The sequence below is a fragment of the Azotosporobacter soli genome (assembly GCF_030542965.1).
In the GTDB taxonomy this organism is placed as follows: domain Bacteria; phylum Bacillota; class Negativicutes; order SG130; family SG130; genus Azotosporobacter; species Azotosporobacter soli.
The window spans coordinates 289,375-308,319 of sequence record NZ_JAUAOA010000003.1; the positions used below are offsets into that span (position 1 = coordinate 289,375).

An 18,945-nucleotide genomic window follows, 5' to 3' on the forward strand; every position below is an offset into this window, starting at 1 on the left:
ATATTATTCTACTTTTTCAACAGGCAGGTGAATGAGATGTTGGATCGGAGCGCTTTGCGCATCGCGCAGATTTATTTGCTCTTCGGCAGTCTTTGGATTTTATTTTCCGATCAATTCGTCTCTTTGCTGACGCAGGACCCGCTCTGGATTACCCGCCTTTCCACGGCCAAAGGCTGGCTGTTCATGCTGGTTACCAGTTCGCTGCTCTATTTTTTAATCCATCGTTCGCATCATGAACTGCGCAGCGCCAATGAACGCTACCTCTCCGTACTGCGAGCTGCAGAAACCTACTCGATTATCGGCACGAACCCGCAAGGCCTGATTACCGTTTTTAACGCAGGAGCCGAGCATCTGCTGGGATATTCAGCAGATGAGGTCGTCAACCGGCAAACAGTCGAACTCATTCACGATGCCGCTGAAATCGCCGCCTGCGCCGCCGAACTCAACGTAAAGCCCGGTTTTGAGGTTTTTACCGCGCTCGCCACAGAACAACGGCTCGAAAAAAAATATTGGCACTACCTCACTAAAGACGGACGACGCATCTCGGTTCAATTATCGCTTTCGCCGCAACGCGATGCAAATGGCGTCATCACCGGCTTTCTTGGCATCGCTAATGACGTCAGCGCTCATCTGAAAGCCGAAGAAGCTTTACGCAGCAGCGAAGCGCGCTTTCGCCGCATCACGACCCATCTGCCGATCGCCATCTCCTGCAGCGACGCGACCGGAAACATCTTATTCTTAAACCCTGTTTTCGAAAAACTCTTCGGCTATACGCTTGGCGATGTCCCAACAGTCGCCGCCTGGTTTGAGAAAGCATATCCGGACGAAACGCTGCGCGAATCCGCCGCGCAGTATTGGCAAGAGTTTCTTTCCCAGCCGGATCTGAAAGCCGCACAACCTTGGGAAGGTACACTCGTCCGCAAGGACGGCGAGAAGCTCATCATCCAAATCTACGCGGCGCTCGACGAGGATTACCGCTATCTGGTTTTTTTAGACATCACCGAACGGCGCGCTGCCGAAGACCTGCTGCGCGAGCAGCGCCTCTTTACCGATGCCGTCTTAGACAGCGTTCCCGGCATGCTTTACCTCTACGACAGCCAGGGCCGTCTGATCCGTTGGAACCGCCAGCACGAACGGATGACCGGTTACTCGACAGAGGAAATGGCTAAGATGACGCTCTTAGACTGGTACCGCGACGACGAAAGCACCGCCAAACGAATTTTACAGGCTGTTGATGACTGTCTGACAAACGGTTTTGCCGAAGCGGAAGCCGATATGCAGACCAAGAACGGCAAAAAGCTGCCCATGTTCTTCACCGCAGTCAAGCTCGATATTAGGAACGAGACCTATTTTACCGGCATCGGGATCGACATAACCTCGCGCAAGCAGGCCGAAGCAGCGTTATTGGAAGCCAATGCGGCCTTGGAACAGCGGGTCGAAGACCGCACGCAAGATTTGAGCGCCGCCAACGAAGAACTTACCGCGATGAATCAGGAGCTGATGGCCGTCAATGAGACGCTGCTCCAACTGAACGAACAACTGCGCCAGACCAAGGCTTCGCTGATTCGTTCCGAACAAATGGCCTCTTTGGCGCGTCTGGTCGCGGGCATCGCACATGAGATCAATACGCCGGTCGGTTTATGCGTGACCTTGTCTTCGCATCTGGCGCAACTGAATGACAACTTTGCCGTCCTCTTCCAAAACGGCGTCGTGAAGCGCAAAGACCTGACGGATTATCTGGCCGAAATCCAAGAAACCAGCCAAATGCTGCAAATCAACAGCGAACGCGCCGGCAAACTGGTCAGCAACTTCAAACAGGTTTCCGCCGACCAAGCCAGCGAAACGCGGCGTTCTTTCAATGTCCGGCAATATGTCGACGACATCTTGCTCAGCCTGCGCTCGCACCTGAAAAACAGTGGCCACCAGATCACCGTCAGCGGCGAAACCGAGTTGACAATCGATGGCTATCCAGGCGCATTCGCGCAAATCATGACGAATCTGATCCTCAACAGCGTCGTCCACGCCTATCCCTCTGGTCAATGCGGCACGCTTCGGATCGATTTGCTCAAGCAGGACGACCACCTCCAGCTCACCTATCAGGATGACGGTCTTGGCATGGAGCCTGACGTACTGGAAAAGATCTTCGAACCGTTCTTCACGACCCGGCGCAATCAAGGCGGCACCGGCCTCGGATTGTCGATCATCTACAATCTGGTCACGCAGCTTTATGGCGGCACGATTGAGTGCCGCAGCACTCCCGGCCAGGGCTCGATCTTCACCCTGCTTCTGCCGCTTACTATTACTGCGCAAGACCAGGCAGCCCTTTAAAGAGCACGACAGGTTTCAGCCGTTGCGTTGAAACTGTCGCGCTCTTTCTTCTTACGAAGCAGTCAAAAACACAACTCCGTCTCTAGCAAACATGCATTAACGCTTTAATTTGTTTTTTAATTATTTATTCCGTCAATTTTAAAAGGTAACTTTTCTTTTATGGCTAATTACTTATAGAAGAGATTGTCATTAGACGGATCAAATTTTATGAAAGGAGGATCGCAAAGCAGCATAAGTTCCATCTCGTTACAGAGCATTAGAGAAAGTGGGGAGAACGTATTGCAAAAAATAAAGTATAAACTGATGGCCAGCCTGATTCTGGTAGGTGTGATTTGCGTCTTGCTTCTGGCAGGCTATGATGTATTCAGCACAATCCGCAGCAACGACAAAGACATTGCCGATTATCGCGCCGTGCTGTACGAACAGTTTGACCGCAACATCAAGCTGCAGGTCAATACGGTGCACAGCCTGGTGCAGGAAATTTACAATCAACAGCAAAAGGGTCTTTTATCGGAAGCAGATGCGCGAAAGCGTGCGGCCGATTTGGTCCGTTCGCTCCGCTTTGATGACGGCAATTATTTTTGGATCGATACGACGGAAGGCGTCAACGTCGTCTTGCTTGGCCGCCCGGCTGAAGGCAAAAGCCGCATAGCGGACGTCGATAAGAAAGGGAATCCTTTCATCAAGAATTTACTGGATGCCGCGACGAAAGAAGGCGGCGGCTACAGCGACTACTGGTTCCCCAAGCCAAACGAAGAAACGCCGCTGCCTAAACGCGCCTACACCCAGCAATTCAAACCGTACGGCTGGGTCATCGGCACCGGCAACTGGGTCGATAACATCGACAAGTTAGTCGCGCTTAAAGAAGCGGAAAAGAACAAGGAATTGCAGCGCAGCATCGCCGTCACCGCGGCCATCGCTCTACTGGGCATCCTTCTGGCCGCCGTCATGGCGCAAATCATCAGTAAAAAAATCGCCACGCCGATCAGTCTGGTTGCTGACGGCGTGCAGCAAGTCGCCAACGGCAATCTGGCAGGACCGAATCTTCCGGTAACAACAGCGGATGAAATCGGACAACTGACCGCTTCGTTCAATGCGATGAAACACAGCTTGCGCAATTTGATTCAAGAGACAGCGGAATCATCCGAGCAACTGATCGCCGCCAGCGAAGAACTGTTCGCCACTTCGGAACAGGCGGCGCAGGCCTCGGCCCAGGTCGCGACCTCGACGACTGCGGTCGCGCAGGGCGCGGACAACCAAGTGCACAGCGTCCAAAAAACCGCCAGCGTAGTCGAGGAAATGTCAAACCAGATCGAACAGATTGCGCTGAAAGTCTCCTCGATGTCCGATACCTCGGAAAAAACGGCGCGTTCCGCCCACTCCGGCGGTGAAGTGCTCAAGGTCGCAATCGGTCAGATGAACAGCATCGAGCAGACCGTATCCGGTTCGGCAGCGGTCGTCGCCAAACTCGGCACCCGTTCGCAGGAAATCGGCCAGATCGTCGACACTATTGCCGGCATCGCCGGGCAAACGAACCTACTGGCGCTGAACGCAGCGATTGAAGCGGCGCGCGCCGGCGAGCAAGGACGAGGTTTTGCGGTCGTCGCGGAGGAAGTTCGCAAACTGGCCGAACAGTCGCAGGAAGCGGCCAAGCAGATCGCCGATCTGATCCAGGAAATTCAAAGCGATACCGGAAAAGCGGTCAGCGCGATGGATTTGGGTACGAAAGAAGTCAAAACCGGCGCGGAAGTCGTCGCCGGTACCGGAAAAGCCTTCCAGGAAATTTCCGACATGGTCAAGGAAGTCTCCTCGCATGTGCATGAATTGTCGCTCACGGTACAGCATCTCGCTCAAGGCGGTCTGACGATCTCCAATGCGATGGCATCGGTAGAGGAAATCTCGCGCAATGCGTCAATGGAAACGCAGACCGTATCGGCCGCGACCGAGCAGCAGGCGGCTTCGATGCATGAAATCGCCGCAGCCAGCCGTTCCCTAAGTCAGTTAGCGGAACGACTGCAAGCATCCGTCATTCAATTTCGCTTATAACAGGCAAAAGCCCGCAGGCAACGGCAAACGCCGTAATACCTGCGGGCTTTTTTATATTTTTTCGCAATAATAATGGCTGTGAAACTTATCTTCCTGCAGATAAACAGACGGCGTTTCGCCGACAAACGTTTTGAACTCCTTGATAAAATGTGCCTGGTCATAGTAGCCGTTATCGAGCGCCAGCGCCAGATAATCGTTCTTTTCCTGCAGCAGCAAACGCTTCAAGACGCCTTCGAAACGGACGATGCGTTGAAACGTCTTCGGCGTCACGCCGACGCATTCCTTGATTTTTCGCTGCAGCTGACGCTCGCTGACGAATAGTTCTTCGCCTAACTGCATCGTCCGGGTCGCCGGATTACGATAATACAGACGGCGAACCGCTTCATCCAGCCAGGCTTCCGGTTTGTGAAAGCAGTGAAAAAAGCGGTGCAACGCCCCTTCAAAAATCTGTATCCGCTGCGCCAAATTAGTCGCTTCGCATAATTGCTCACGCAAGTTTCTCCCTGCTTCCCCCCAGATGTCTTCGACTGCGAGCACATGATCGGCCAGCGCTTGCACCGGAAGCGGGGAAAAGTGGCGCAGCGCCCCCGCTCGAAAACGCACGGAAATAAAGCCGACCGCACCGTCCGGCTCCACCTGCAGATTCCTCTGACGCGGCGAGAGCAGACAGCAAACCGGCAGGCGCTCTTTGCGCGCCGAAGAAAACGCCAACCACGGTTTGCCATAATGAAAGATCAATTCATGACCGGTGCCCGGCAAAACATCCGGCAACTCGCTCTCGTTCTCCCAGGCCCAATAACGATCGACATACGGCCGCAGCTCACGGCTCGGCAGGATTCCGCGCACTTTCATCCCACAATCCCCCATCCGGTACAGTTCTCTTCCTTACTCTATACGCTTCAGAAAAGAAAAAACCTGCCGAAAAAACAAAGAATGCCTTTAAAACAGCTCATCGCCGCTTCGGTTGCCAAAAGCCGGATGTCCGTCGAAGCGAACCACGCCGACTAATGCCTTTCCATCAACCGCCGCCTTTACTTCGGCCACGCCGTTAACGCCAAAACCGGCGCATAATTCGATCGCTTCTACGCCTTGCGCAGCCAAACTTATAGCCGCTTCGACCGCTTCGCGATAATTACCGACCCCAACCACCGTCAGCTCCAGTTCCGGCGTATTGATTACCGTCCTGTGTTCTTTTTCATTCGCCCGCGGCGCGACAAAGAGAAACGCGGCTTTGCACCCCATAAAAAAACCTCCTTTTGCTTCATCTTTTTTCTTCCTCTTTATCTTAGTGCAACGCTAGCGCCGCGCATTGTAAAAAAACGACGGAGACTGCTTCTTTTTGCAGTCCCCGTCAAGTTTCCATTACTTATAACGTTATTTTTGCACCAAGCAGGTCAACGAAGGAGCGCAACCATGCCGGATGGTTCGGCCAGGCCTGCGCCGTAACCAGGTTGCCGCTGACCGCAACCGGCACATCGGCCCATTCGCCGCCCGCCAAACGGCATTCGGCTGCACAGGCCGGATACGATGTAACCGTCAATCCTTTCAGCACGCCTGCCGGCGCCAATAATTGCGTGCCGTGGCAGATCGCCGCGACCGGTTTGCCGGCGGCAAAAAAATCCTGCACCAATTGCAGCGTCTCGGCATGCATCCGCATATATTCCGGCGCGCGTCCGCCCGGCACGACCAGACCGACATAATCGGCGGCCTTGGCATCTTTCGCCGCCAGGTCGACCGAAATCCGATGACCGGTCAGTTCAATATAGGTATCCAGCCCCGTGAAATCGTGTACGACCAGTTGCAGCATATCGCCTTTTTTCTTGGCCGGTGCGGCGATATCCACCTGATAGCCCAGCATTTCAAGCGCCTGTTGCGGCACTTTCACTTCATAATCTTCCGCACAGTCACCCGTCAGTATGAGGATTTTTTTTGCCATGATCTCTACCTCCTGCGCTCTATTTTCTTCCACTATACTACATTGCGCCAAACAGCGCATTGTAAAAAAACGACATATTTTAGCAAAATTAAGCTTGCATGTCGCTTTATATAAATTTCATAAAAAAACCGCCGACAAAAGCGGCGGTTTTTCAGACTGCTTATACGATTTTCGTCGTCCAGTTTTCCACATTCCAGACCTCGGTCACCCAGTCCTGATAAAAATCAGGTTCATGTGAAACCAGCAAGACCGTTCCTCTGTACTCGGTCAGCGCCCGTTTCAGTTCATCCTTAGCGTCCTGATCGAGATGGTTGGTCGGCTCATCAAGTACCAGCCAGTTGACGTCCTGCAGCATCAGCTTGCAGAGACGAACCTTAGCATTTTCGCCGCCGCTCAAAACCATCATCTGACTGGTGATATGCTCATTCGTCAAACCGCAGCGCGCCAGCGCGGCACGTACTTCATAGTTGCTCAAGCCCGGAAAGTCCTGCCAGATCTCTTCAATCGCAGTGTTGTTGTTCTTGCGGTTCGATTCCTGTTCAAAATAACCGATCTGCAAATGATCGCCCATTTCCACTTTGCCGGAAACTGGTCGGATCGCGCCGATCAGCGTTTTTAAAAGCGTCGATTTGCCCAGACCATTGACGCCGCGAATCGCGACTTTTTTGCCTTTTTCCAGAATCAGACTGACCGGCCTGGTCAACGGCTCGTCATAGCCGAGCACGAGGTCTTCACATTGCACGACATATTTGCTTGGCGTACGCCCTTCGCGGAACTGGAAAATCGGTTTTATTCGCTCCTTCGGTTTTTCCAGCATCTCCATCTTATCGAGCCGCTTCTTGCGGCTGTTGGCCATGCCGCGCGTCGCGACGCGCGCCTTGTTGCGGGCGATGAAATCTTCCATCTTGTCGACTTCCTGCTGCTGGCGTTCATATGCCTTCAATTCCTGGCTCTTGCGCATCTCATACATCGCCTGGAATTGTTCGTAGTTGCCGGTATAACGGGTCAAGACCGCATTTTCCATATGGTAAATGACGTTGATGACTTCATTCAAAAACGGCAGATCATGCGACACGAGAATAAATGCGTTCTCATAATTTTGCAGATAGCGCTTCAACCATTCGATATGTTCAAAGTCCAGATAGTTCGTCGGCTCGTCCAGAATCAGAATCGTCGGATTCTCCAAGAGCAGCTTCGTCAGGAGCACCTTGGTGCGCTGCCCGCCGCTCAAATCCGCGACGTCCTTATCGAGGCCGATATCGAGCAGACCGAGGCCTTTGGCGATTTCTTCAATTCTGGCGTCAATCATGTAAAACGAGCCGTGATCGAGCACGTCCTGAATTTCACCGACATCCTCCATCATCTTTTCCAGTTCCTCCGGCGAAGCCTCGCCCATCTTGTCGTACATCGCCAGCATTTCCGCTTCCATATCGTACATCGACTGGAACGCTTCACGCAATACGTCTCGGATACTCTTGCCGCGTTCCAGCGAAGCATGCTGATCCAAATAACCGACCTTGACTCGGCGGCACCATTCCACCTTGCCTTCATCCGGCGTTAATTGTCCGGTGATAATGCTGAGAAAGGTCGACTTTCCCTCACCGTTCGCACCGATCAATCCGACATGTTCGCCTTTCAGCAAACGGAACGTCGTGTCCGTCAAGATTGACCGCGCGCCAAAACCATGGGATACGTTTTCAACTGTTAATACGCTCATTCGTAAATACTCTCCTACTTTTTGCTTTCGCTGTTACTGTCGCTTCGGATCATTCCCAGGTTTGCCAAATCTCCGGCGCATAACCAAGCGTTGCTTTGGCGCCGTTGCGAACGATGGGGCTTTTCAATAATACCGGTGAAGCCAGCAGCGTTTCCTCAATATCATGCAACATATATTTCAGATTCCGCTTGGCATATTCTTTGCATTCTACGTCAATCAATTTTGTCATGCCGCCCACCGCGGCCTGTACCTTAGCCAGTTCACCGCGACTTAGACCTTTAACCTTCAAATCGATAAATTGAAACGCAATGCGTCGTTCTTTAAAATAACGCTCCGCTTTTCGGGTCTCCTGACAGCTTTTCCTGCCGAAAATTTGGATGTTCATTTTATCGTCGCTCCCGAATTTTCATCTCACCAATGATTTATTGTATCGGCCAAACATGCTGCCGTCAAGCCGCCCAGGCAAATTTAGCAGGAAGATTTGTTGCAAAACGAACGGATGAGGAAAACGACAAAGACACGAAGCACATACTACTTCGTGTCTTCCCTGTTCTTTGCTTCTTTGTGTTGCGACATTTTCGCCGTTTCTAGTTAGAAGATGCCAAGCTCGTGCAACACCGCATTAGTGATCCGAATCCGCTGCGTGGTAAAGTCGGCTGGCACCGGTTTAGGAGCGGTCAGTACGGTCGCAAAATAATAGACATTGTCTCCCGTTTCCAAATAACCTACATACCAACCGACATTGTCCGCCGGTTCGTTGGCCCAGCCCGTTTTGGCGCGCAGGACATAGTCCGCTGTTTTTTCTTTAAGCATGATTTCCTTAACCTGATCGAGCGTCCGCTTTGAAAACGGCAATTCATTGTCATGCAAACGACGCAGGAAATTGATCTGTTCATCCGGGCTGATCCGTAAGGCTCCCGTCAGCCAGAAATGGTCAATCCTGCCGCCGATATCGCCGTTACCGTAGCCAATCCGTTCAAGATATTGCCGCATCCGTTCCGCGCCGACACGCCGCGCCAATTCCTGATAGTACCAGACAACCGAATATTGAAACGCGCTGCGCAGCGTGTGATCGCGGTTCCAATCAGGAAAGTCACGCTGCTGCTTGTCCCAAGGCAACAGATAGTCCGCATCCGGAATCACGCCCGTCTCCAGTCCGATCAGCGAATTGGGAATCTTGAATGTCGAAGCCGGTAGAAACCCCTCCCGGCAGCGCTGGCGATTGACATAGCTGAAAAGATCGTTCTTTTGATCATATACAACCATTGCGCCACTGACGCCCGCCGCATCGAAATACTTCACAAATTCGGCCCGTTCTTCCTCGCGCGCCTCTCCCTCTTTCAGCGGCAGCAGAAGCAGGCATACACTACAGACCAGCAAGACCATTAGACTTTTCTTTTTCATCGTATCGCTCCTTTTTCCTGTGATCCTTGCTCCGATTATACCTTTTCCGCCTTTGCGCCGGCTATGTCTGCAAGCTGTCAGACGCCTCTCACCCTGCTCGCAGGAAAAAGGGATACCAAGAGAGAATAAGACTTCGTTAGCATAATCGACTAGAGGAGGTTCAAGCATGTTGCAACAGTTAATTGAAAGCGGCTTCGGCAACGCTGAAGATTTCAACTGCGCCGAAAAGATACTCTACGGCGCCAATCTTGTCTATAAACTCGGCCTCGATCCCCAGGCACTGCGCCTCTCCGCCGGTTTCGGCGGCGGCATGGGCATCGGCAGCACTTGCGGCGCTGTGACCGCATCCATCATGGTCTTAAGCTCTCTCTTCGTCAAAGAGCGGGCGCACGAAGGCGAAACGATCAAACAGCTCAGCCAGCAGTTCCTCGCCGCGTATCAACGCGAAATGGGCGATCTGAACTGCGACGCATTAAAAGCCCAGCATCGCACGCCGGAGACCAAATGCACCTTTGTGATCGCCAAGGCCGCCGAAATCCTCGACCAAATCATCGAAGAACAGCGCCAGGTTTCGGCATAACCACTTTATAGCCTACTAAAACGAGGTCAACGGCGCTGCTGCCGCTGACCTCGTTTTTTTATTCTTGTATGCACTTTTGCCCGCTTAAAGCAAGGATTTGATAATCGCTAGCAACTCATCAACCGAGGTCGAAAAGCGCCGCTCGCCGCAAAGCACGTCAAGCGTGTCGCTCTGCGGCCTTACTGCGATTAGGAGCGTCTGCGCAGCATCCGCAGCAAACAGGTCCGGCAGCGCATAACTCTCAACCGCCTCGAAGATCAAGACGTCGGGATTCAGCATCTTCAGTTCCTCTCCTGCCTCCTGCAACGTCTGTTCAAGCAGGCGCACGCGCAGTTCTTTTGCCTTTTGCAAAGAAGAGGCCAGACTGGATAAATAGAGAGAATTGCCGCAGAAAATGACTTCCATCGCTTTCAATCCTTCACCCGCTTTCGCCGCCTTTGATCCTTTCACCCTTTTAACTCTAACAAATTTTAAGTCGGGGCACACTGGCCGAAAGTATAGTCTGCGCAAAAAAACTCCCGGAGATAAAAGACGAATGCGCTGCAGCCGTCTTTTGTCTCCGGGAGTTTTACTCTGCTTCGAAAAAATCTTTTATTTCTTCGCGAGATATTTTCGGATATCGAACGCAACCGCCATAACGATGATCAGACCTTTGATGATCAACTGCCAGTAGGGGTTGATGCCGATGAACGTCAAACCGTAGTTGATGACGCCGAAGATCAGCACGCCAGCCAGAACGCCGGGTACGGTCCCGATTCCGCCGGCGGTCGATACACCGCCGACTACGCAGGCGGCGATCGCATCGAGTTCATACATGTTGCCGTAGTTGTTCGTCGCGCCGCCGGTCCGGGCCGCTTCAAGAACTCCGGCGATACCGTACAACGCGCCGGCAATCGCATAAATCGTGAGCAGGTTGCGACTGACGTTGATGCCTGAGACGACCGCGGCCTGCACATTGCCGCCGATCGCGTACATGTTCTTACCCAGCCGCGTCTTATTGAAGATAACCCAGACGACATAGGAAATTGCCAGTGCAATTAAGACTATGTATGGCACGGTATAGTCGCCAGAGCCGAACGCACCGGAACCAAGATTGGTGAAGTCGGGGCGCAGGCCGCCGATCGGCTGCGATTCGTTTGGTTTCATGTCAAAGTAGATCGAGTTTACGCCATAGACAATAACCATCGTACCCAGCGTCGCAATGAATGGCGGGACATGAAAGCGCGATACGATCAAACCGTTGATCACGCCGACCAAGAGACCCGCGAAAACAGCCAGCAGTACCGGCAGCCAAAGCGGAAGTTCCGGCATATTGGGATAAAAAAGTCTCGAATAATCCGACACCTGCAGCATCGAAGCCGAAATGACCGCGGTCAGGCCGACGACGCGTCCGGTCGATAAGTCGACGCCGCCGGTAATCAGTACGAAAGCCGCGCCCAGTGCGATGATCGCCCGCGTGGAGGACTGGAGCAGAATGTCGCGCATCGTGGTTACCGATAAGAAACGGGGATCATAAATAGCAATCCCGATTGTCAGTACGAACAGCACGATATAGATGGCATTTTGCGTGATAAATTCCTGTATTCTTTTTCCGTCTATGTTCACAATTGCACCCTCCTTATTACGCCATGCCCTGAGCCGCTAGGCGCATGATTGCTTCTTCACTTGCTTCCGACCCTTCAATGATTCCGGTCAGTCGACCCTCACTCATCACCATGATCCGGTCGGACATGCCGAGCAGTTCCGGCATTTCCGAGGAAATCATGATAATGCTCTTGCCCTGTTTTGCGAGTTCGGCGATGATCGTATAAATTTCATACTTCGCGCCGACGTCGATGCCGCGGGTCGGTTCGTCGAGCAGCAGGATCTCCGGCTCCGTCAAAAGCCAGCGTGCCAGCAGCACCTTTTGCTGATTGCCCCCGGAGAGATTTTTTATCAAAGTCTTGATCGACGGCGTTTTCACGCGCAGCTTTTCCATGCTTTCGCTGGCATCTTTGCGTCGTTTTTCGTCATCCAACAGAAAATACGGCGTCTCATAGCGGGCCTGTTTGGCCATCGCCACGTTTTCCAAAACCGACAGTACCGGGAAGATCCCCGTTACCCGCCGTTCTTCGGTCAAGAGCGCCATCTTATTCTTTTTCGCATCGACCGGCGATTTAATTTTCACTTCTTTGCCGTTAATGAAGAACTGCCCCTCTGACATCGCTCGCAGGCCGAAAAGCGATTCGATCAGTTCGGTGCGCTGCGCGCCGACCAAGCCGCCGATGCCGAGTATTTCGCCTTTGCGTAAATCAAAACTGACATTGCGGAACGATTTCGGGTAAATGGATGTCAGCTTTTCCGCGCGCAACACCACGTCGCCCGGCACATTGCTGCGCGGCGGGAAGCGATGCGTCATGTCGCGGCCGACCATGCGGGAAATGATCAGATCGGTCGTCAGTTCCGCGGCCGGCCAGGTTCCCATATGTTTGCCGTCGCGCATGATCGTCACGTCGTCCGATATTTTTAAAATCTCTTCCATTTTATGCGATATATAAATGATTGCCACGCCGCGTTTTTGCAGATCGCGAATGATGCGGAACAAATGCTCGACTTCCGCGTCACTGAGCGAAGATGTCGGTTCATCCATTACGATGACCCGCGCGTTATACGAAACCGCTTTCGCGATTTCAAGCGACTGAATCTTCGATACCGACAGACTGCCGACCCGCGTCGTCGCTTTAATGTCAATTTCCAGGTCCTTAAGCAGCGCCTCTGTATCCTGGCGCATTTTCTTCTCGTCGATCAACTTGAGCGGGCCGTAACTTTTTACCGGAAAGCGGCCCAGCCAAATATTTTCCATTACGTTGCGATGCGGCACCGGGTGCAATTCTTGATGGATCATTGAAATCCGATGATTCAACGCATCTTTTGAATTGTCGATTTCCACCTTGCTGCCATTTAAGAAAATCTCTCCAGCATCCTGCTTATAGATGCCAAACAGGCATTTCATCAGCGTCGACTTACCAGCGCCGTTTTCCCCCATCAAGGCGTGAACGGTTCCAGGACGCAGTTGGAACGAAACATTGTCCAATGCCTTGACGCCGGGAAACGCTTTGGAGATATTCTTCATTTCTAATATATAGCCAGTGTCTGTCATGCTGTCGCGCCTCTCTTTCCCCTGCAGTTCGGTGCACGGATGGCGGGCAGGAGCCGCAGCCCCTGCCGTCAGCCGTTTTTCCTTACTTGGCTTCGTTCATGTTCGCCTTGGTGATTTTCTTATAAGGAACCCAGACATATTTTCCGTCGATGATTTCAAAACCGGTGTTTTCTTTGTTCGGCACTAAGCCTTGCGCCAGTGCGTTAGAAATGGCAAACGTCGCCTTGCCTTGGTTGTTGGCATCGTTCAACACGGTGCCGAGCAGCGTGCCGTCTTCCAGGGCTTTCAGCGCCGGAGCGGTCGCATCCACGCCGACAACCGGGATATATTTGCCGTCTTTGAAGTAACCGGCGGCTTTCAACGCTTCAATCGCGCCCAGCGCCATGTCGTCATTGTTGGCAAATACGCAGTCGATCTTGTCGCCATTAGCCGCTAAGAAGGCAGCCATTTTTTCCTGGCCTTTGACGCGATCCCACATACCGGTGTCTTCCGCCACTTTAACGACTTTCAAACCGGCATCTTCCATTGCTTTGATCGCATATTTGGTGCGCAGTTCGGCATCTTGATGGCCTGGCTCGCCTTTCAGCATAACGTAGTGAACTACGTTATCCTTGCTGCGATACGCTTCCGGATGCGCTTTGAAGTAATCGACCATCAGCTGACCGGAAATCGTGCCGGATTCTTCCGCTTTGGCTCCGACATAAAAGACTTTGTCCCATTTCTTCATATCTTCGGCCAATGGCTCGCGATTGAAGAAGACGACAGGGATATTGGCTTTCTTCGCTTTGTCGATGATAACACCGGCAGCAGCGCGGTCAACCGGATTAATGGCCAGCGCATTCACCTTTTTGCTGATAAAGAGGTCCACTTTGTCATTTTGCGTCGCTTGAGCATTTTGGCTGTCTACGATATCCACTTGGGCTTTTCCTTCGGCTGCTTTGGAGATCGCGTTGCGGACACCCGTCATAAAGGTGTCGTCAAACTTGTAGATGGCCACGCCGATAGTCGATTTGGCCTTGTCCGTCGCTGCCGGCGTCGAGCTTGAGCACCCGGCGAATAATGCTCCCGCGAGCATCGTGGTGAGAATGATACCTTTCCAGTTCCGTTTCACAGATTAACCCTCCTTACCAAATTTTGTGGAATATCATATACCATGAGCCAAACCGTTCGCCCTAGCATTCGGAAGATTCCGATATTTAAGGCCGGATCGTTTCATGATAACGACCACCGTTAGCGCTGACTCAGCCAGGCCGAGTCGGCAATCTCCGCCAGCACCATATCCGCCATGCCCTTTGCCGTATGGATTGCCGTTTCGTTCGAGTAGCGAATCTCCAGCACGCTGCTGCAGCTTTCGAACGAATGTTCATTCACGGTTTCCTGCAGTTGCTGTTCGATGAATTTTTGCGCGACGGCCAGACCGCCACTGATTACGATCAGTTCCGGATTCAGCGCATTCACCATATTCGCAATGCCTAGGCCCAAATGATGCGCTACTTTTTTCAATATCTTGCAAGCCAACGGATCGCCCGCTTCGGCAGCTTGGTAGATTTCATCGGCTGTCAACTGCGCAATTTCGCCTTCCAGGATTTCAGAAACCAAACTTGTTGCGCCGCCGCGCAGCGCCTCGCTCATAAATTCCACCAACGCGCTCTCCGAAGCCAGCGCTTCGAGACAGCCCTGTTTGCCGCAGCTGCAGCGCGGACCGTTCATATCGAGCGTCATATGTCCGACTTCACCGGCGCTGTTATTCACGCCCCGGTAGAGACTACCGTTAAACATCAGGCCACAGCCGATTCCATAGCCGACTTTCAAGAGCAACAGGTTATTGGCGTTTTTCGCCGCGCCATAGTAATACTCGCCGTTCGTCAAGGCTTTCGCATCGTTTTCCACAAAGACCGGCAAACGGAACTTCTCTTCCAGGATATATTTGAGCGGCATATTGCGCCAGCCAATGTTCGGCGCAAAGACCGAAATCCCTTCCTTGGCACGCACCGGACCGCGCGCAACGACGCCGATGGCGACGATTTCTTGCGTCGCTTCCTTGCAGCACTCGCCTACCATGCCGACCAGCAGATCGACGACGTCCTGCTGCCCCAGGCCGCGGATATTACTGCTGTGCTTGTAATGAATCCCAAGCGCCGGGTCGATCACATAACCGATCATCTTATAGGAACGGATGTGAATGACGACAATCTGTTCCCGCGCCGGATTGACTTTCATCAATACGGGACGTCGTCCGCCGCTCGATTCGCCGAGTCGGTCCGTTTGGATCAAATCCAGCATTTCCAAGCGTCCGCTAATCGTGTTGACCGTAGGCGGCGTCAAACCGGTAAGCTTTGCGATATCGGCGCGCGAAATCGGTCCGCGCCGCCGAATCATGTCAAGGATCAACGTTTCATTGCTGACCGGTTTGCTCAGTTGCATCGCAAGCCCTACCTTTTTGCGGCAAAACCGCGGGGATTTTTTTCGTGCCAACGCCAGGCGGTGGCAATGATTTCATTGATCTCACTAAATTGCGGCTCCCAGCCTAATTCCTCTTTGATCTTCGTCGCGGCAGCGACCAGAATCGCCGGATCGCCGCTACGCCGCGGCGCGGCTTCGCGACGGATCGCAATTCCAGTGACCGCTTCGGCCGCATCGATGATCTGCCGGACGCTGAAGCCATTCCCATTACCGAGATTGTACGCGCCCGACCCTTGCCCAGCCTCGAGCGCTTCAACCGCCAGCAGATGCGCCTGCGCCAGATCGTTGACATGGATGTAATCGCGCACGCAGGTTCCGTCCGGCGTCGGATAATCTTCGCCGAAGATCTTGATCGATTCACGCTGTCCGAGACAGGTCTGCAGCACCAGCGGAATCAGATGGCTTTCCGGTTGGTGATCCTCACCGATATCGCCCGCCGGATCGGCGCCGCAGGCGTTGAAATAGCGCAGCGCCTTGTAACGCAAACCGTACGCGCGGGAATAGTCCTCCATCGCATTTTCCATGATCAGTTTCGTTCGTCCGTATACGCTCGCCGGCTTTTTGTCCATCTCTTCCGTGATCATTGCCGCGGACGGTTCGCCGTACACCGCCGCCGTCGAAGAAAAGACCAGTTGCTTGACGCCGCATTCCGCCATTACATCAAGCAGATTCAACGTTCCGCCCACATTGTTGCGATAATAGGCCTGCGGCTCTTCCATCGATTCGCCGACCAGACTGTAGGCGGCAAAGTGAACGACGGCCGTTATCGAATTACGCCGAATCGTCTCGCGCAGCAGCGCACTGTCAAAGATGTCGCCCTTTACCAGGCGGTGTCCGGCGACCGCTTCCTTATGCCCTTTGCTCAAGTTGTCATATACGACGACCTCGTGTCCGGCTTTGGCCAATAGGCGCACCGTATGCGAGCCGATATAACCGGCGCCGCCGGTAATCAGTATGTTCATTGCTGTTCCCCCCATCTTGGTTACCTGTCATGGCGAGTCATCGATTATCATCGCCTCCACTAGCCCGACCAACGAGGAATATTTCCTGCATTAGTCCAAGTGTATTTTATTACTTTCGTCCGAATGGTAGAAAATCCCTTTATCTTCTTCAACTTATGTCGCTACATCACACTAGTCAAGAATTTTCACGCCATCCGAAACCGCGGCGACATGGAAGTCGGCTTTCAAGCCGGTAGCCTGGCTATAGCCTGCTCCGACCTGCTCGCTAAAAGCTGTGATCGCGTCGCGTTTTACCAGCGCGATCGCACAACCGCCAAATCCGGCACCGGTCATGCGTGCTCCAATGCAGCCCGGCGCCTTCAGCGCCAAGTCGACCAGGCAATCCAGCTCGCGTCCCGTCACTTCATAATCCTGGCGCAGCGACGCATGCGATTCGCGCATCAATTGCCCAAAACCGACCATATCTCCCTGCATCAAGCAGATTTTCGCCTGCTTCACTCTTTCATTTTCCGTTACCACATGGCGCGCCCGGCGACGCAACGTTGCATCGCTCAATTGCTCTTCCACTTCGGCCACGCTCGCCTGGCAAAGATTCTTCAGCGCTTTACGGCGGCGCAAAATATCGAGCGCCGCTTCACATTCGCTGCGCCGCTGGTTGTATTTCGAGTCGGCCAGCTCGCGCTTCTTGTTGCTGTTCATGATGACAAGACTGTGTTCCTGCAAGACAAACGGTATATATTCATAGGCAAGCGTTTCGCAGTCAAGCAGCATCGCCTTATCCTTCTGCCCCATCGCGATCGAAAATTGGTCCATGATGCCGCAGTTGACGCCGATGAATTCATTCTCCACCTGCTGGCAAAAGCGAGCCAGCGCGACGCGGTCGATCTCCGTTTCTCCGGCAGCGCTGCGCAGCATGAACGCAGTCAGTACTAGAATCGCCGCCGACGAGGAAAGACCCGCGCCGTCCGGCAGATTGCCGGAAAACAAAATATCGCAGCCTTTGAGCGTCATTCCTGCATTGAACAATTTGGCAAAGACGCCTTTGGGATAGTTGGCCCAGCCATCTTCGGACAAAAACATGAGCGTATCGGTCAATTCCAGATTCACGGCCAATTCAGCATTCGTCGATTTCAGGCATACCCGGTTGTCGTCGCGAAAACGCAACGCGCCCCAAATGCCGACCGACAAAGCCGCCGGAAAGACAAAGCCGCCGTTATAATCAATATGTTCACCGATCAGATTGACGCGGCCCGGCGCAAAAAAACAGTGTACCGGTTCCTGCGTCGCACCATAATTTTTTTCAAACAATGTCGTCAACTGTTTCGCATCCATTATGACTTTTCCTCCGCTTCCTCTTGTACCGCAGCGCAAGCGTTCCGTAAGGCTTCGACCGTCTCTTCCACCGCATGCGGATTGCAGGCTGCCCACGCCCCCATTTCAGAGGACGCATAAAACTTGATTTTTTTCGCTTCGCGAAGCGGCGGATAAAATTCAATATGAAAATGATAATACGCATCCGCGTTCTCATCTTCTGCGCAGTTTACCGGCGTCTGATGCAAGCACATCATATACGGAAACGGACGCCCAAACAATTTGTCAAAAGCAGCCGTCACGCATTTTAAGATCCGCGCCAGATCCTTTTTCTCCTGCGCATCGAATTGCGTAAGATCGCCCTTGTGTTTCTTGCTGACAATGAAGACGCCATACGGATAGTCGGTGAAAAACGGCAGATAAGCCAAAAAATTTTCATTTTCAGCGACAATGCGCTGCGCAAATCTCTTTTCTTCCCGGTTCATATCGCAGAGCAGACAGCGCTTTTCTTTTGCATGGTATTCGCGACAACTGTCCAATTCGACCTGAATCTTTTGCGGCACGAACGAATAGGCATAAATCTGACCATGCGGATGCGGCATCGTCACGCCGACTTCTTCGCCGCGATTTTCAAAGGGGAAAATATATTTTATTTTCGGATCCTGGCTTAGCGCCGCCTGACGCTCTGCCAACAGCGTCAGCAACTTCTCGATATGTGCGACAGGCAACGCAGACAAGCTGCTGGTATGATCCGGCGAATACAAAATCACTTCGCACTTGCCGTAGTTTTCCGCCGTCCGGTACGGACCGCCGGTGACTTCATCCGGCAGGCCTGGCGTCTGGCTCAGTGCAGGAAAGTCATTATCGTAGGCAAACACGTCATATTGCTCGGGCACTTTACCGGAGCCCGGACAAAAAGGACACCAGTCTTTCGGCAAATGCGGCCTGGCCTGACGGTTCGATGCCACCATCGTCCAGGTTCGCAGTAAAGGATTCCAGCGTAATTCAGCCATCTTTGCCCCTCCCTAGTAAATCGACAAATTTCTCATTTATATTACA

General features: G+C 52.9%; 17 protein-coding genes. 3 read left to right on the top strand and 14 right to left on the bottom strand.

The features are described 5' to 3' along the window. Window positions 1-36 precede the first annotated feature (36 nt). The gene (locus QTL79_RS05165) at window positions 37-2,328 is read left to right on the top strand and encodes a PAS domain S-box protein (protein WP_346353883.1); all 2,292 of its coding nucleotides are present in this window, start codon (window positions 37-39) and stop codon (window positions 2,326-2,328) included. 279 nt (window positions 2,329-2,607) lie between these two features. Then, complete coding sequence (locus tag QTL79_RS05170; protein WP_346353884.1) at window positions 2,608-4,374, top strand: methyl-accepting chemotaxis protein; 1,767 nt, start codon at window positions 2,608-2,610, stop codon at window positions 4,372-4,374. Between the two features lie 51 nt (window positions 4,375-4,425). Here QTL79_RS05170 and QTL79_RS05175 read toward each other — a convergent pair whose 3' ends face one another. The 6 genes from QTL79_RS05175 to blaOXA form a co-directional block, all read right to left on the bottom strand. Continuing rightward, window positions 4,426-5,226: an AraC family transcriptional regulator gene (locus tag QTL79_RS05175; RefSeq protein WP_346353885.1), complete on the bottom strand. Its 801-nt coding sequence runs from the start codon at window positions 5,224-5,226 to the stop codon at window positions 4,426-4,428. Window positions 5,227-5,313: 87 nt separating this feature from the next. Continuing rightward, the gene (locus QTL79_RS05180) at window positions 5,314-5,616 is read right to left on the bottom strand and encodes a DUF6506 family protein (protein WP_346353886.1); all 303 of its coding nucleotides are present in this window, start codon (window positions 5,614-5,616) and stop codon (window positions 5,314-5,316) included. Window positions 5,617-5,740: 124 nt separating this feature from the next. Further along, window positions 5,741-6,310: a DJ-1/PfpI family protein gene (locus QTL79_RS05185; protein ID WP_346353887.1), complete on the bottom strand. Its 570-nt coding sequence runs from the start codon at window positions 6,308-6,310 to the stop codon at window positions 5,741-5,743. Window positions 6,311-6,470: 160 nt separating this feature from the next. After that, the gene (locus QTL79_RS05190) at window positions 6,471-8,027 is read right to left on the bottom strand and encodes an ABC-F family ATP-binding cassette domain-containing protein (protein WP_346353888.1); all 1,557 of its coding nucleotides are present in this window, start codon (window positions 8,025-8,027) and stop codon (window positions 6,471-6,473) included. A gap of 49 nt (window positions 8,028-8,076) precedes the next feature. Beyond that, window positions 8,077-8,412, bottom strand: a complete 336-nt coding sequence (locus QTL79_RS05195) for an arsenate reductase family protein (protein WP_346353889.1) — start codon at window positions 8,410-8,412, stop codon at window positions 8,077-8,079. Between the two features lie 206 nt (window positions 8,413-8,618). Then, window positions 8,619-9,431: a class D beta-lactamase gene (gene blaOXA / locus QTL79_RS05200; protein WP_346353890.1), complete on the bottom strand. Its 813-nt coding sequence runs from the start codon at window positions 9,429-9,431 to the stop codon at window positions 8,619-8,621. Window positions 9,432-9,597: 166 nt separating this feature from the next. Between blaOXA and QTL79_RS05205 the strand changes: the two genes are divergently transcribed. After that, complete coding sequence (locus QTL79_RS05205; protein ID WP_346353891.1) at window positions 9,598-10,011, top strand: C-GCAxxG-C-C family (seleno)protein; 414 nt, start codon at window positions 9,598-9,600, stop codon at window positions 10,009-10,011. A gap of 84 nt (window positions 10,012-10,095) precedes the next feature. Here the strand turns inward: QTL79_RS05205 and QTL79_RS05210 are convergent, their stop codons facing one another. The 8 genes from QTL79_RS05210 to galT form a co-directional block, all read right to left on the bottom strand. Then, window positions 10,096-10,461 (bottom strand): hypothetical protein, encoded by a 366-nt coding sequence (locus QTL79_RS05210; protein WP_346353892.1) that lies wholly within the window; start codon window positions 10,459-10,461, stop codon window positions 10,096-10,098. A gap of 141 nt (window positions 10,462-10,602) precedes the next feature. Then, window positions 10,603-11,616 carry a galactose/methyl galactoside ABC transporter permease MglC gene (gene mglC / locus QTL79_RS05215; RefSeq protein ID WP_346353893.1) on the bottom strand — a complete coding sequence of 338 codons (1,014 nt, stop codon included), beginning with the start codon at window positions 11,614-11,616 and terminating at the stop codon, window positions 10,603-10,605. A gap of 16 nt (window positions 11,617-11,632) precedes the next feature. After that, window positions 11,633-13,150, bottom strand: coding sequence for a sugar ABC transporter ATP-binding protein (locus QTL79_RS05220; RefSeq protein ID WP_346353894.1), 1,518 nt, complete (start codon window positions 13,148-13,150; stop codon window positions 11,633-11,635). Between the two features lie 82 nt (window positions 13,151-13,232). Next, the gene (locus QTL79_RS05225; protein WP_346353895.1) at window positions 13,233-14,261 is read right to left on the bottom strand and encodes a galactose ABC transporter substrate-binding protein; all 1,029 of its coding nucleotides are present in this window, start codon (window positions 14,259-14,261) and stop codon (window positions 13,233-13,235) included. A gap of 119 nt (window positions 14,262-14,380) precedes the next feature. After that, complete coding sequence (locus tag QTL79_RS05230; RefSeq protein WP_346353896.1) at window positions 14,381-15,574, bottom strand: ROK family transcriptional regulator; 1,194 nt, start codon at window positions 15,572-15,574, stop codon at window positions 14,381-14,383. 8 nt (window positions 15,575-15,582) lie between these two features. Continuing rightward, window positions 15,583-16,575, bottom strand: a complete 993-nt coding sequence (gene galE / locus QTL79_RS05235; RefSeq protein ID WP_346353897.1) for a UDP-glucose 4-epimerase GalE — start codon at window positions 16,573-16,575, stop codon at window positions 15,583-15,585. Between the two features lie 171 nt (window positions 16,576-16,746). After that, window positions 16,747-17,907, bottom strand: a complete 1,161-nt coding sequence (locus QTL79_RS05240) for a galactokinase (RefSeq protein WP_346353898.1) — start codon at window positions 17,905-17,907, stop codon at window positions 16,747-16,749. Then, the gene (gene galT / locus QTL79_RS05245; RefSeq protein ID WP_346353899.1) at window positions 17,907-18,899 is read right to left on the bottom strand and encodes a galactose-1-phosphate uridylyltransferase; all 993 of its coding nucleotides are present in this window, start codon (window positions 18,897-18,899) and stop codon (window positions 17,907-17,909) included. Before galT ends, QTL79_RS05240 begins: the two co-directional genes overlap by 1 nt. Window positions 18,900-18,945 lie beyond the last annotated feature (46 nt).

Bases quoted from the DNA above. Each gene is read 5' to 3' on its own strand.
- QTL79_RS05205 (WP_346353891.1), top strand. From the start codon at position 9,598: ATGTTGCAACAGTTAATTGAAAGCGGCTTCGGCAACGCTGAAGATTTC.
- galE (WP_346353897.1), bottom strand. From the start codon at position 16,575: ATGAACATACTGATTACCGGCGGCGCCGGTTATATCGGCTCGCATACG.
- QTL79_RS05165 (WP_346353883.1), top strand. From the start codon at position 37: ATGTTGGATCGGAGCGCTTTGCGCATCGCGCAGATTTATTTGCTCTTC.
- QTL79_RS05180 (WP_346353886.1), bottom strand. From the start codon at position 5,616: ATGGGGTGCAAAGCCGCGTTTCTCTTTGTCGCGCCGCGGGCGAATGAA.
- QTL79_RS05230 (WP_346353896.1), bottom strand. From the start codon at position 15,574: ATGCAACTGAGCAAACCGGTCAGCAATGAAACGTTGATCCTTGACATG.
- QTL79_RS05175 (WP_346353885.1), bottom strand. From the start codon at position 5,226: ATGAAAGTGCGCGGAATCCTGCCGAGCCGTGAGCTGCGGCCGTATGTC.
- QTL79_RS05190 (WP_346353888.1), bottom strand. From the start codon at position 8,027: ATGAGCGTATTAACAGTTGAAAACGTATCCCATGGTTTTGGCGCGCGG.
- QTL79_RS05195 (WP_346353889.1), bottom strand. From the start codon at position 8,412: ATGAACATCCAAATTTTCGGCAGGAAAAGCTGTCAGGAGACCCGAAAA.
- QTL79_RS05240 (WP_346353898.1), bottom strand. From the start codon at position 17,907: ATGGATGCGAAACAGTTGACGACATTGTTTGAAAAAAATTATGGTGCG.
- blaOXA (WP_346353890.1), bottom strand. From the start codon at position 9,431: ATGAAAAAGAAAAGTCTAATGGTCTTGCTGGTCTGTAGTGTATGCCTG.
- QTL79_RS05220 (WP_346353894.1), bottom strand. From the start codon at position 13,150: ATGACAGACACTGGCTATATATTAGAAATGAAGAATATCTCCAAAGCG.
- QTL79_RS05185 (WP_346353887.1), bottom strand. From the start codon at position 6,310: ATGGCAAAAAAAATCCTCATACTGACGGGTGACTGTGCGGAAGATTAT.
- galT (WP_346353899.1), bottom strand. From the start codon at position 18,899: ATGGCTGAATTACGCTGGAATCCTTTACTGCGAACCTGGACGATGGTG.